Origin of the sequence: Nostoc sp. T09, from assembly GCF_002154695.1 — a bacterium.
GTDB lineage: Bacteria > Cyanobacteriota > Cyanobacteriia > Cyanobacteriales > Nostocaceae > Aulosira.
This window is the reverse complement of record NZ_MTAV01000159.1, coordinates 1-13,186: the sequence shown is the minus strand read 5'-3', so window position 1 is coordinate 13,186 and position 13,186 is coordinate 1. Positions and strand designations below refer to the sequence as shown.

Genomic DNA, 13,186 nt, shown 5'->3' with positions numbered 1-13,186 from the left:
CGTGCAAAGCTTGAATCAATGGTGCTACCGCCTGGCTATCTTTGATTTGTCCTAATGCATATGCGGTAATCCTACGCACATCAGAATCTTTATGTTGTAGTCTATTAATTAAAAATTCAACTCCGTGCCGAGAGCGTGTGTTCCCTAAAAACTCTATCTTGAGCAATTCAGAAACTTCTAACCCGAGAATTAAATCAACTGTTTTTTTCTGAAACTCTGGCTTTACCTCTCCTGCTAACCTTGCCCCTAACTCTAAATCCACCTCTAGCGCTAACTTCACCACGCCTACTGCTTGCGCTTCTTTCTCCACTAAAGCCAACATCAGCGCTAAAGGTTCTGTCCACTTTAAATAATTTAGATAATCCCGTTGCAAATTTTCATTACTAATATGGGGAAGCTTCTGAAGTAGGCATTCCGCAGCGTAGTATTCCTGAATCAGCTGGTGGCGAAACTCTATTGTTTCATTGCTACTAATTTGGATTAAATGATGCTTGAGTAAATCTTTCAGCAATTCTTTGGCGCGAGTAGGCGGATAATCTACTTTCCCTTCCAGAAACTTCGTTAAAATTTCTTCCGCCTCAAGCCTATCAATGATAATTCGCAATTCTGTTGGCGTTTCTCCTTGCATCATGGTAAAAGCCAATGCTTCCAATGACTGCTTCCACCAGCCGCGCAACTCCTCAACTACTCGAACATCATCTTTGATTTTGCCGACATAAAATTGTGTAAACTGTCGAAACACCAAACCTAAATTCGGCGGTATATCGTTTGTTTGTTGAAATAACTCACACAGCATCCACAGCAGCAAAGGCGTTTCCCCAAAGGAACGCAATCTTTCACCTAACCGCCGTAGCATTTCCTCACCTGTTTCGGGCAAATAGGCGCGGATAAACTGCTGCATCTGTTCTGCCGTTAGGGGTTGCATTTCCAGCTTTTGCTCAATTCCCAAATCACCACCTACCCCCAAATCTCGCGTAGTGAAAATCATTGGAGTTTTGGGGTGATTTTCCCGAAAAGTTTTTAACTCTCGCCTTGCTTCTTCATTGGGTAACTCGTTTACCCCATCCACAAGCAGCAAAAATTGCCTGTTACGCAACAAGGTTTTTATTTCTACATCTATATATAATCCATGCCGTTGCAAAAAATTTTGTATCAAATCCAGCACTGAAGTTGTGTATTGCCGCAACTCTACCAGCACGGGTATACACCCGGAATCGCCTAGAGATTTTGCTTTCTCTGCTTCTTCCAACAACAGCCGCGCTAAGGCTGTTGATTTGCCTGAACCTGGTTTGCCTACAAGTAATACATGATTGTCTGCATATTTACGTAACCCTTCCTGCACTGGTAAGCGTTCTGTTTTATCCTGGGTGTCACCTCGGTTGTCTTGCTTTGGCGACACCGTTGCAACCATCAAGCCCTCAAACGGTGAGTTTTGTCTACGCCCTTCTACATCTGTAATGGTGTACTTTTCCCACCAACATTGGTAAGCGTCACACACAGATTCTAGGTATTGTTGAAAATCAGCGTTCATGCAGGAAGTGGCTGCTTAAGGGCTGAAGTTGTTGCTTAAGCCGTATTAATAACAAGTATAAGCTCAAATTCTAGCAGCGTAAGGGCACGGCATTGTTCTCTACCAACGTATTGTTATCATAATTAAAGGGAAACGGTATTACACCAGAGCTAACACAGTCTACAAAATTAGCGATCGCTTTTTCTACAGGTCTATCGCATTAATTTTGCTGGCTTACAAGATCCCCGACTTCTTGAAGAAGTCGGGGATCTGATCCCTCACAACCCTTCAGAACTAATGAGATGAACCACTACCCCTGTTGCACAATGCAACCATGAGCGATCGCCATATTATTACAGCTAAATAGCAGCGCTTCACGGTTGAGCCATTAATGCATCGGGCTGTTATGTTAATGCATTGGTCTGTTATGCCAATACATAGCGCTGTTATATTAAAACGTCGGTCTGTTGTGCCAATACGTCGCGCTGTTATATTAATGCATCAGTCTGTTATGCCAATACATAGCGCTGTTATATTAAAACGTCGGTCTGTTATGCCAATACATAGACTTGCAAGTGTTAAGCAAGCCTCTCTAATCCTGTTTTAGCTAAAAATTTCATCTTACTGTTAAGTTTTTTTTGTTTTAATGGGCACATTAAATATATAGTTTAGTACGTATATCTCAATGCCTCTTCAAAATACAACAAATCGGTTGCGTCCTCTAGTCATTAGTCAAGATGTTGACTCATTGCACGGTTTGCAAACCATCGGTACTTATGACACATCCCGTGCTGATGCTTCTGTTGCAAACATACAGCAAGCTTATCAGGCGATGATGGTGCAGCAACAAGCGGAAACCGAGAAATTAGCTTTATACCGTGCGGCGGCTGATGCGGCTAGATTGGCAGAATGGGAATTCCATAATGCGATATTAGCGATGAAAGAAGTTGTACGCGGGCAATATGGCTCAGATAGCGATCAAGCGCAAGCAGTAGGATTGAAGAAAAAATCAGACCGTAAGCGTCCCAGCCGCAAAAAATCGGTTTTGGTTACAAGTTAATTGATGTGGGCGATCGCTACCTTTCTCGAACCGAGATCGCCCTATACAATATAATTCAGCAATTTAACAATCACATAATTGAGGATTTGATGGGATCTTTTCATCCCTAAGTTATACCGCTGGGTATTCATCAATTGCTGCGCATCAATGGCAGCCTCATTAATTTTATCGTAGAGAACAGCCTGGCAAAATTCAGAGGAAATTTGAACAGTGGATGTCATGATTTGAGGTATTTGTGTTACTACTATCAGTTATCAGGAGTTTACAAACTTTTATTCAAAGGATATTTTTTCAAAAACTTGTATTCAATGCTAGATTTGGCTGCTATTACATCAACTTTAAGAAGGAGTTCCTTTAACTAAAGTTATAAAGTGTGGAAATAAAGCCTTTGACTTTGGGCAGAAGTTGTTCTTGGAGTAGTGCTTTATCTTTAATTTAAGAATGTTTATAGCTGTGACCTCTTAATAAAATTTGCGGTTAATGAGGTGTCAAGATGCCTGAATATATCACTTTCTGTATTATGGTTTTGTCATTACTCGGATGGGCATTTTCTGAATGTTTGCTCTTTTTGAGATAAAAAACTGTAGCTGAAAACAACGCATAGAATAATATCGTGTCCAGTCAAAGACTTATCATTTAAGCTAGCAGAAAGAGCAGAGGAGAGGATTTTCCGCTTTCTGCACAGAGGCACCGAATCATAACTGATCAGCCAGACATGATATTAACAATAAATCCAGGCTTGCAGGTAATCCCGCAGAGATGTTTCCTGAGTTTTTTCAATCACTTGTTGGGCTTTATCCGCCCTTCCTAGGGCAACATACAACTTCACCAAGCGGGTGTATTGGTGAGCGCGATCAATTAAAAATATCGTAGAGATTGTAGGGGCACGGCACCGATAATCTTTTGGTGTATACAGCAATCTTATTAATGCCGTGCCCCTACGACGTATTACATCCCTAACAATGAATCCAAGCTTGCAGGTAATCGCGCAGAGATGTGTCCTGGGCTTTCTCAACTACTTGTTGGGCTTTATCGGGTCTTTCTAAAGCGACATACTGTTTCACCAAACGGGTGTATTGGTGGGCGCGATCGCTTTCATCGGGAACTTCTGTATACTCGCTGACTTGAATCATGCGGCTTTCGGGATCGGCAATCTTTTGAGCTACTTCAAAAGCACGATCGAGTAATACAATTGCATCTTCATTCCGCCCCAGTTGAGCATAAGTTTTGGCGATCGCTAGCAGTTTTGTCGCTTGGGTATCTGGTATTGTGTCTAGCTCTACCACTTGCAAGGCGACGTAAAAACCGTAGGCTGGAAGTGCTTGTTGGAAGATAGTATCGTAGCTTGATTGCCGCAAGTAGGAAACTGGATTAGCCTGCGCTATTGTTAGGGCAGCAGTATATTGTCGCTTTTGAATTAAATAATCGGTAATCTGACTGAGCAGACGACCGCGATATTCTTCATCTTCTACCTGCTGCAACTTTTGGATTGCTTGCTGGAGGAAAGATTGTGTTTGTTCTTCATTCCCTGAACGCAGATATGCAGAGGCGATCGCAGCCAGTGCTAAGGCTTTCTGCTGAATCGGTTCTAAAGCTTGTGCTTGTGCAATTGCAGCTTGAATCAAAGTGGTGAATTGTTCCGGTGTGGGTGCTATCGCCGCAAGTTCCGCCTGTGTTAATACTTGATATGGGGTGAAACTGGTATTTTCAATTTGTGTTACTACTTCATTAGCTTGACTCCATTGTTTGGCATTAGCATAAGCAATAGCAATTTCTTGCAGACTAGAATTGCGTTCCTCTGGCCAAACATCATTAGGAATCTGTTTTGCTAGTTCCAGTGCTTTGTCGAGATGCTGCGAACGCAACGGTGCTTGCACAATTTGTCGATACCAACCCGGTTTTGAGAGAAAGTCTGCGTTATTTTGCACCACATTTAAAATTGCGATCGCCAAATTATACTGTTCTGCCTCCACAGCAGCTTGCAGTATATTGTTGACGTAACCAACGTTATTTACGGCAGTTTCCGATTGAATTAAACCCGTGAGTTGGGCAAGAACTTGTTGCATCTGCTGCGATTGCTTGGCCTTTGCGTAAGCAACAGCAATTACACCCAATGCTAGCGCTTTCGGTTCATCTTGAGTGAGTCGTTGAGCTGCATTTAGGGCAATGGTGAGTTGACCTGATGTTTGATAAGTTTGAATCAGTGTTGATTGTAAAGCTTCTGCACGCTCATCTTTCGCCACCCGTTTTAAGGCTTGGGCAAACAGGCGATTTCCCCGTCGAACTTGATGATGAGTTGCCCAATAAACTGCCATTTGCACCAAAGCATTGGCTTGATATTCGGCTCCTTGAATTTTAGCTGTGACAGCTTGAGCAAAATGCAAGTCTCCTCTTTTTACCGCATCGCGCACGACTTCTTGACGAATTGCATTCGGGTAATACTCACTGCCAATGTTTTCGGTTAATTTCAAGGCGCGTTGTGGTTCACCTACTTGAATATACAGCGATGCAATCGAGTAGAGATAATTCCACTGAGCGTAGGGATCGTCAGTGGGAATTTGCGAAACCGCTGCTAAAGCTTGGGTAAGTGCTTGTTGAGCTTCGGCTTTGTCTGAGAATTGCAGCCATTGAGTTGCAAGTTGAATAAATTCATTAGCGCGATTAACAGCCTCCGGGATCTGCGACGCTGCTTGGGTTGCTTTTTGAAGTGCGATCGTAGCGAGATCGGTTCGTCCCAGAATTTGATAACCTTTTGCAACTTGTTCTAAATGTTGTGCGATGTCTAACGACAAGCCGCTTCGCGTCAACGCTAAACTTGAGTTTTCGCCCAGATTCAGCGCATACTGCTGCACCTTCCCCAGCCACTCAATCCATTTATCTTGCTCCTGGCGCGGCAGTTGAGTCAAGGGTTGTAAGACAAAGCGTTCATCTCGGATAATATTGAGAATCACATACTCCCGTTCAGGGCTGTTGAGGAGTGCAGCACTGTTGAGGGCTTGATGGTATATTTTTAGCGCTTGGTCATATAGCTGGGCATCCATTAATTGCCACCCATCAATGACAGCATCATTAATTCGTTCGTTGAAAACAGCTTGGCAAAGTTCGGGGGCAATTTGAACTGTGGGTGTCATATTTTAAGGAATTTGTGCGACTACTAGAAGACTTACTACAAGTAGCTCATCAACTTTTCCTCAAAAGGTAATCTCTCTGAAGTATTGTATTTGATGATACATCTTATTAGCTAGTGCAGTGTATGGAATTAGCGATTCTATCGACCACTTTGGCAGGTTTTGGTGATGCTGCGATCGCTGATAACTCAGAATTTGTTTTAGCTTACACTAAACAGATATATAAAATGTGCCTTTGTGTCTCCTCTGCTTTGTAAGAGAAGATAGAGGTTACAATCAAAGTCATCAAGCCAATGGATATAAAACTCAATAACCATGCGAATTAAGCAAATTTCTGTCAGTGGCTTATTTGGAATTTTTGACCATGTGATTCCATTGAATATGGATGAAAGAATCACAATCATTCATGGGCCAAATGGTTTTGGTAAAACAGCAATATTGAGAATTTTGAATAGTTTTTTCAACTCTCAATACTCAGAATTAAGAGCTATTCCTTTTAGTAAATTTCGAGGTGAATTTGATGATAGTACTAGGCTTGAAATAAAGAAAAATACCGATAATGTAGAAGATTCGGAAAAACATAATATTGTTTTTACTTTTTATCAGCCTGATTCCAAACGAGTTTCTTTTACTCCGACTTTGTTAACAAATAGTTCCGATCAAGGAATTTCAATTAATATTTTTGATGCTGGTATACAAAAAAGGGTTCCTCTAGGAGACCTGGATTTTTTCAATGAAGAAACTCTTTCTGTAGCAGAAGATTTCAAGGATTTTATTCGTTTATCACCCTCAAACTTAAGATTGCAAAAAGAGCCTAAGTGGCTAGATAATTTGAAAAGCAATATTCATATTCGCCTCATTGAATCACAACGTTTGCTTAACTTGTCTCCTAAGCGTGCTTCCAGAGCAGAGCGTGAAACACCATCAATATTGTCAACTGTGTCTGCTTACTCTAATGAACTTGCTAAACTGATGCAAGATAAATTTAAGGAATACGGCACAATATCTCAAGCTCTTGACAGAACTTTTCCAGTTAGAGTGGTTAAGCAACAGCCATCCGCAGATTTAACAGATGAACAACTTCGTCATCAACTAAACAAACTTGAAGCCACACGTTCTCGCTTGATAGAAGTAGGTCTTTTAGATAAAGATGAGGATACAGAATTTCAAATCCAGCCTCAAGATATAGATGAAAGCACTAAAAATGCTTTGTCTGTATATGTTGAGGACATGGGAAAGAAACTGAGTGTTTTTGAGGAAATAGCAAGCAAAATCGAGTTATTAAGGAAGATTATTAATAATAAGTTTGCCTATTCTTACAAAGAAATAAACTTTAGTAAAGAAGAGGGATTTGTAATTACAACGCGATATAAATCTCATGTATCCAAGTCAAAAATACTTTCGCCAACAGATTTATCATCTGGCGAACAACATGAACTAGTTCTGCTATATGAACTACTATTTAAAGTTCAGCCCAATTCTCTGGTGTTAATTGATGAGCCTGAACTATCTCTTCACGTAGGATGGCAAATTCAGTTTTTAAAAGATTTACAAGAAATTACAAAGCTTGCAGACTTAGATATTCTCATGGCGGCTCATTCACCAGATATCGTTCAAGATCGCTGGGATTTAACGGTAGAACTGAAAGGGCCACAAAAGTGAGAGATTTTCTTTCAGTTGACCGTGATGCTAACAAAATTAGACTACTAAGAAGCACTCATTCAGGAACTTTTGTATTAGTAGAAGGTGGTTCAGACAAAACTTTCTACGAGCGCTTTATTGATACTTTAGCTTGTAAGTTAATTACCGTTTCAGGAAAACCATCCAGTAAACTGCGTGTTATTGCTGTGCTGGAAATTTTAGAGAAATCAAGTTTTCAAGGCATTTTAGCGATTGTCGATGCAGACTTTGATCGCCTTACAACTTTGTCATACAGCAGCCCTAATTTACTTCGCACCGATACCCATGACCTTGAAACTATGCTGATTAAATCACCAGCATTGAACAAAGTAATTTCTGAGTTTGGTTCTGAAGATAAGATTAGCCAGTTTAGTAGAGATATAAGATTAACATTACTTGAAACGGGGATGACGTTGGGTTATTTGCTTTGGATATCTCAAAGTGATGGATTGAACCTGACCTTTGATGGTATTACATTCAGCAAATTTATTGACGAGCAAACGCTGCAAATTGATGAACTTAAACTGATTCGAGAAGTAAAAAATAAATCACAAGCCTTCTCGCTGAAAGACGAAGACTTGCAACAACGGCTAATTATGCAAAAGAAAAACAGCCACGCTCCTTGGCAAGTTTGCTGTGGTCATGATCTAGTAGAACTCTTGTCATTCAGCTTACGCAAAACAATTGGCTCAAACAAACCTTCTGATGTTGAACCAATCAGCCTTGAACGTAATTTGCGGCTTGCTTATGAAGCAGTTTATTTTCGTCAAACACATCTCTACTTAGAAATTTGTGCTTGGAAAAGTAACAATCAGCCATTTAAGGTTTTGCGAAATGACCTATAGCTCTCGCATTAGATATTTACTATTACCTTGTAATTATTTTGAGGAAGCGATCGCTCTTTCTACCACCTGTTGCAGCACAATGTTAAGCTGCTCTAGACTGAGAGAGATACTATGCAGTCCACAACCACTATGAGCTATCGCAATATTATTACCATTGAGCCAGATAAGCGAGGCGGTAAGCCCTGTATTCGACGAATGCGAATCACAGTGTACGACGTTCTGGGCTGGCTGGCTGCTGGTATGTCTCATGCCGAGATTTTAGAAGATTTTCCTGAATTGACAGAAGAAGACATTAGAGCTTGTCTAGAATTTGCTGCTGATCGCGAGCATCGTTTATTTGCTGCGGTAGGTGCTGCTTGAAGCTACTTTTCGATCAAAAGTTAAGCCGTAAGTTGGTGAGCCAATTAGTAGATATTTTCCCTGATTCCAGCCACGTTCAGTTTCATAGTTTGGCAGAGAGTATTGATACTGAAATATGGCAATTTGCCAAAACAAACGACTTTTGTATTGTGACTCAGGATGCAGATTTTGCGGAAAGGAGCCGCTTGTATGGTTCTCCGCCTAAAGTTGTTTAACTACGCTGCGGGAATGTACCAACCACCCAAGTAGCAGATCTAATTCGCTCTGGATTAGATGCAATTCAAGAGCTTTTAAATAACCCCAATCTGCATTGTTTAGAACTTTACTAATTCGCGATCGCATCACCTCATGCCCTACATAAGAGTTAACGCAGTCTGCAAAATTGGCGATCGCTCTTTTTACGACATCTACTTTACAGTAGCGATCGCCAGCCGAAATCACTACTAAGTCAATGCATTCGCAATGTAAGCTGATGGATGTATTGGCATAACAGCTCGATGCAATGGCATAACAGACCGATGTATTGGCATAACAGCCCGATGTATTGGCATAACAGACCGATGTATTGGCATAACAGACTGATGTATTGGCATAACAGACTGATGTATTGGCATAACAGCCCGATGCAATGGCATAACAGACCGACGTATTAACATTGCAGGCGGTCGCGTTGACATAACACCGCGATGCAAATACTAAACTGCAAAACGATACTAATTGCTAAACAACCAGAGCTTATCAGTAAGTTAAGCACAGGCGATCGCCATTTTCAATAAATTTTCAACTTATAATGGCACTAAATTTCCATTTGAGAGTAGCAGTATGCCGCTAAATGAACTGCTTCCGGCTGTCAGTCAGCTATCACACAAAGACAAGTTACGCCTCATTCATTTTCTGTTGCTAGAAGTCGCTAGAGAAGAAGGTTGCGATTTAGAACCAACCGAAGAACAAAAGCAAGAAAACTCATTACTAAAGCAATTAGCATCCACACAAGCAGTTGTTTGGTCTCCCCATGAGGCTTATAAAGCTGCTCAAACATTGTCTGAGCTTCTTAAATAAATATGCTAGATTTGCTGATTCAAAATGGGTTGATTTTTGATGGTTTAGGATCTGCACCTGTTCGTGGGGATATTGGAATTCAAAATGGACAGATTGTGGCGATCGCTCCTTCTTTACCTGTTGAAGCCCGTGAAGTCGTTGATGCTTCCTTGCTGTGGGTTACGCCAGGATTCATCGATATTCATACTCACTACGATTTAGAGTTGGAAATTGCACCAGGACTGAGTGAATCGGTGCGTCATGGTGTTACCAGCGTTGTCATTGGTAATTGTAGTTTGTCAATTGCCATTGGTGAAGCCCAAATGCTGGCAGATATTTTTCAAAGGGTGGAGACGCTTTCCCATCGGCTAATTGCAAAATGGCTGAAAAAGTCACTTTCCTGGCAGACACCAGCAGAATATTTACAGCATTTGCAACAGTTACCGCTTGGCCCGAATGTTGCGCCTTTGTTTGGTCATAGTGCCTTACGCGCTTACGTTATGGGATTGGAACGCAGTTTAACTGTTCAGCCAAGCAAATTCGAGCTAAAAATTATGCAGCGAATTACAGCAGATGCTTTAGATGCTGGATTTATTGGCGTTTCGATAGATATGTTTGCTTGGCATCGGATGAGTGGACAATGGCAAGGTTGCACAATTCCCTCGCAACACGCGAAATTTAAAGAATATGCGATGCTAGCCAAACTCTGTCGGCAAAGCGATCGTGTTTTTCAAGTCACTCCCAATTTACAAAAGCTAGCTTCCTTTGTAGACATTCTGCGTATGGGATCGGGGATTGGAAAGCGATCGCTGCGGCTAACTGTCCTCTCAGCTTTAGATGCTGTACACGATCGCAAACTGTGGCGAATATTTTCCCCCATCCTGTTCATCTGGAACCGCATCTTAAATGGTAATGTGCGTTTTCAAACACTAACTGAACCTTTCACGATTTACTCTGATGGCCCTGTTACGCCCTTATTTGAAGAATTCTCCACAGGCGCACAACTAAATGGCTGTCAGTCACGACAAGAACGGCAACAATTGTGGCAATCTGAAGCTTTTCGTTGCCAGTTTCGCCAAGAATGGAACAGTAAATGGCGGAAATCATTCCATCGTCGATTAGATTTGATGGAAGTTGTTGACTGTCCCGAAGCGGGTTGGCAAGGGTTAAGTTTTGCGGAAATTGCCCACCAAAAGCAACAGGAACCTGTTGATGTGTTTATGCAGGTGTTGCAGACTTACGATACAGATTTGCGCTGGGTAGCAACAGGAGCCAACGATCGCTTAAAACCCCGTTTGGCGATGATGCAACATCCTTATATTTTCCCGGGATTTACTGATGCTGGCGCTCATGTGCGTAACCTAGGCTACTATGATGGCGCTTTGTCTTTGCTCAAGCAGGCGATCGCAACCAAGTTCCTTTCACCGGAAGCGGCGATTTCTCGCGTTACGGGAGAACCCGCCCAATGGTTTCGTCTTGATACAGGCGTTCTGAAAGTTGGTGCTAAAGCAGATATAGTTTTACTCGATCCCAATGCTTTAAATCAGCCAATTAGCCCGCAAGTAGAAATATCAGATCCAGTTTTGGATGGTGAACCACGAATGGTGAAGCGTGGTTCAGATGAGATTGTGCAGGTGGTATATATTGATGGAGTTCAGGTTGTTTGTCGGGGTAAAGTGAGCGATCGCTTGGGGCGTGAAAGATTGGGAAGCGTTTTGTCTCCGTGTTAAGGAAACGTGAGTTCGACGGTTATAAAAAGCCAAAAAGCTTTCTAGATATAAAGAGTGAGAAACTGGGTTGGTCTAGGCGATCGCACTTGATTGATTTAGAACCGGCAAAAAAGTCACAAAAAAACGCCGCCAGTGCGGTGCTTTCAAGAAACACATGTCGTTGAGTCAGAAATAGGGATGAGTTCTAAAGCAAGAGCCTGAGCTTTTTGCTTGAGGTTTTTGAGCATCAGTTCCTGGTATTTTTTACACCTGTAATGCGGTAAATGTATTGATGCAAATCAAAACTTGAGTGATTGGCGGTGGGCTTTTTTCTCCGTTTTTTCATGGTTGTGGGGGGTGCATCTAGAGTTTTGGGTTCAAAAGACGCTAAACATTTTTCAATCTCAGCGTCAAGAGCCGCTATTTCTTGTTTATAAACCTCTTACAGTGATAATTCCTGCTTGAGAACAAACAAATGTTCACGACGGTAATCACCTGTTTGTCCTGACCTGGGGATGCCATCATAGATAATCTTTCAAACGGGATAGGAAGCTTTTTCCTTCACCAATGTCGTAGTCATAAATCCCCAGAACCATGCTTCTAAACAGGCCAGCTGCACTATTGAAACCTCGGTTTTAACTGTCAGGATACTTACAGCGGTTTTCAGATGAATAGACCAGAGTGAGCAAACCAACCCCAAGCATCGTCGGATGAGATTTGCTCACTCACAATCTGAGTCAAAGCTTGATTGAGCAGTTCATGAGTTGTAGCTTTTGCTGCACGTAAACATTGCTTGAGTTTTGACCAACATAATTCAATAGGAGATAAATCCGGCGAATCAGGGGGCAAAAAGACCAGACGCGCGCCAGTGGACTCAATCAGGTTTGCAATTACACTAGCAGTATGTAGCGATAAATTATCCATGACTACAATTGCTCCAGCCCATAGTTGTGGTACTAGAACCTCTGCGACATAACTCACAAAGACCTCAGTATTGACACTACCTGAAATACTCATCGTCGCAATCAATCCATCCAAACTGAATGCGCCAATCAATAAAATGTTTTGTCCGCGATTACGTGGGCAACAATCGTACAATCGCTCACCATTTTTTGCACGTCCATAGAACTTACGCATTGACAAAAGTTGCTAAATATGCAAAAACTAACGGACGAAATTGAAAATGCGATCGCGAATCAGTAGCGGCAATGAAATGGCAGATAATACTTAATGTTGGGTAGATTTAGGGTTGAGACTATCAGAGCTATTAGTAAGCCATCCACCGCAAAGTGTAACCTCGATACTTACACTCTGTTTTTGTTGGCAGAATCAAAATACCCAGGCTGCACAAGGTTGGCAGAAATAATGGAAGATTTGTCTGATGATAGTGTGAATAAATTTTTGCTGCGTGAGCGGTATGAACCTAAAGATTTATTTGATGAGGTTAAATTAAACAATTACACGTTGTCGTAAATCCATTGAGTAGGAGGCTGGCATGAGTATGACTTATATCAACCTTTTTCAAACTCATACAAGTTTACTCTTTTTGTTGTCTACCCAACTGAAAACTGCTGTAATCAATGTACCCGCTTATCGTCCTAGCCCCTTTGACAATTTGTACCCAGTAAGAGCGAAGCGAAAAACGTTGAAGGTCGTTCTGGATAACAGTTAGCTCTTTTTGCTTGGGGAGAAGTCCAGCGTAAAGTTTTGGCTCATTGCTGTTTGTGTCTGGCTAAATAGTCTGTTTGGTATGGTCTTTTGACAGTTGTAGCCGTTGAACGTTAATTTATTGAGTGATAAAAGATAGCCAAAAGCCTCCCTATATATAGAGAGGCTAGTGTAAAAATAGAACCTGG

14 protein-coding genes and 1 pseudogene are annotated in these 13,186 nt (G+C 41.6%); 9 read left to right on the top strand and 6 right to left on the bottom strand.

Going from position 1 to position 13,186, the window contains the following annotated elements; translation table 11 throughout:
- Window positions 1-1,531: NACHT domain-containing protein (locus BV372_RS27850; RefSeq protein WP_143845334.1), on the bottom strand; the 1,531-nt coding region annotated here is incomplete at its 3' end.
- A 664-nt stretch (window positions 1,532-2,195) separates the two neighbouring features.
- On the opposite strand from BV372_RS27850, the gene BV372_RS27845 reads away from it, so the two are divergent.
- Complete coding sequence (locus BV372_RS27845) at window positions 2,196-2,570, top strand: hypothetical protein (protein ID WP_086689724.1); 375 nt, start codon at window positions 2,196-2,198, stop codon at window positions 2,568-2,570.
- A gap of 721 nt (window positions 2,571-3,291) precedes the next feature.
- On the opposite strand, the gene BV372_RS35525 is transcribed toward BV372_RS27845, so the two are convergent.
- Together BV372_RS35525 and BV372_RS27835 are read right to left on the bottom strand one after the other, a co-directional pair.
- Complete coding sequence (locus BV372_RS35525; protein WP_143845332.1) at window positions 3,292-3,489, bottom strand: hypothetical protein; 198 nt, start codon at window positions 3,487-3,489, stop codon at window positions 3,292-3,294.
- 37 nt (window positions 3,490-3,526) lie between these two features.
- On the bottom strand, window positions 3,527-5,701 hold the full coding sequence (locus BV372_RS27835) for a hypothetical protein (protein ID WP_086689722.1): 2,175 nt from the start codon (window positions 5,699-5,701) through the stop codon (window positions 3,527-3,529).
- Between the two features lie 122 nt (window positions 5,702-5,823).
- On the opposite strand from BV372_RS27835, the gene BV372_RS37935 reads away from it, so the two are divergent.
- The 5 genes from BV372_RS37935 (at window position 5,824) to BV372_RS27815 (ending at window position 8,798) form a co-directional block, all read left to right on the top strand.
- On the top strand, window positions 5,824-5,955 hold the full coding sequence (locus BV372_RS37935) for a hypothetical protein (protein WP_256973494.1): 132 nt from the start codon (window positions 5,824-5,826) through the stop codon (window positions 5,953-5,955).
- Between the two features lie 58 nt (window positions 5,956-6,013).
- Window positions 6,014-7,360, top strand: coding sequence for an AAA family ATPase (locus tag BV372_RS27830; protein ID WP_086689721.1), 1,347 nt, complete (start codon window positions 6,014-6,016; stop codon window positions 7,358-7,360).
- On the top strand, window positions 7,357-8,223 hold the full coding sequence (locus tag BV372_RS27825) for a DUF4435 domain-containing protein (protein WP_086689720.1): 867 nt from the start codon (window positions 7,357-7,359) through the stop codon (window positions 8,221-8,223). Before BV372_RS27830 ends, BV372_RS27825 begins: the two co-directional genes overlap by 4 nt.
- A gap of 129 nt (window positions 8,224-8,352) precedes the next feature.
- Window positions 8,353-8,583 carry a DUF433 domain-containing protein gene (locus BV372_RS27820; RefSeq protein ID WP_086689725.1) on the top strand — a complete coding sequence of 77 codons (231 nt, stop codon included), beginning with the start codon at window positions 8,353-8,355 and terminating at the stop codon, window positions 8,581-8,583.
- On the top strand, window positions 8,580-8,798 hold the full coding sequence (locus tag BV372_RS27815; RefSeq protein ID WP_256973493.1) for a DUF5615 family PIN-like protein: 219 nt from the start codon (window positions 8,580-8,582) through the stop codon (window positions 8,796-8,798). The genes BV372_RS27820 and BV372_RS27815 overlap by 4 nt, the downstream gene beginning before the upstream one ends.
- On the opposite strand, the gene BV372_RS37930 is transcribed toward BV372_RS27815, so the two are convergent.
- Entirely contained in the window at window positions 8,785-9,024 is a 240-nt protein-coding gene (locus tag BV372_RS37930) for a hypothetical protein (protein WP_256973492.1), read from the bottom strand. The two genes, BV372_RS27815 and BV372_RS37930, sit on opposite strands and share 14 nt — an antisense overlap.
- 2 nt (window positions 9,025-9,026) lie before the next feature.
- Complete coding sequence (locus BV372_RS35520; RefSeq protein WP_143845330.1) at window positions 9,027-9,260, bottom strand: hypothetical protein; 234 nt, start codon at window positions 9,258-9,260, stop codon at window positions 9,027-9,029.
- Window positions 9,261-9,405: 145 nt separating this feature from the next.
- Between BV372_RS35520 and BV372_RS27810 the strand changes: the two genes are divergently transcribed.
- Both BV372_RS27810 and BV372_RS27805 read left to right on the top strand, forming a co-directional pair.
- Window positions 9,406-9,642, top strand: a complete 237-nt coding sequence (locus tag BV372_RS27810) for a hypothetical protein (protein ID WP_086689719.1) — start codon at window positions 9,406-9,408, stop codon at window positions 9,640-9,642.
- Between the two features lie 2 nt (window positions 9,643-9,644).
- Window positions 9,645-11,351 carry an amidohydrolase family protein gene (locus BV372_RS27805; protein ID WP_086689718.1) on the top strand — a complete coding sequence of 569 codons (1,707 nt, stop codon included), beginning with the start codon at window positions 9,645-9,647 and terminating at the stop codon, window positions 11,349-11,351.
- Window positions 11,352-11,993: 642 nt separating this feature from the next.
- Here the strand turns inward: BV372_RS27805 and BV372_RS27800 are convergent.
- A complete protein-coding gene (locus tag BV372_RS27800) occupies window positions 11,994-12,467 on the bottom strand; it encodes a transposase (RefSeq protein WP_086689717.1) in 474 nt (157 codons plus the stop codon).
- A 120-nt stretch (window positions 12,468-12,587) separates the two neighbouring features.
- Here BV372_RS27800 and BV372_RS35515 point away from each other — a divergent pair.
- Window positions 12,588-12,776: pseudogene (locus tag BV372_RS35515) on the top strand (IS701 family transposase); the annotation flags it as partial.
- Window positions 12,777-13,186 lie beyond the last annotated feature (410 nt).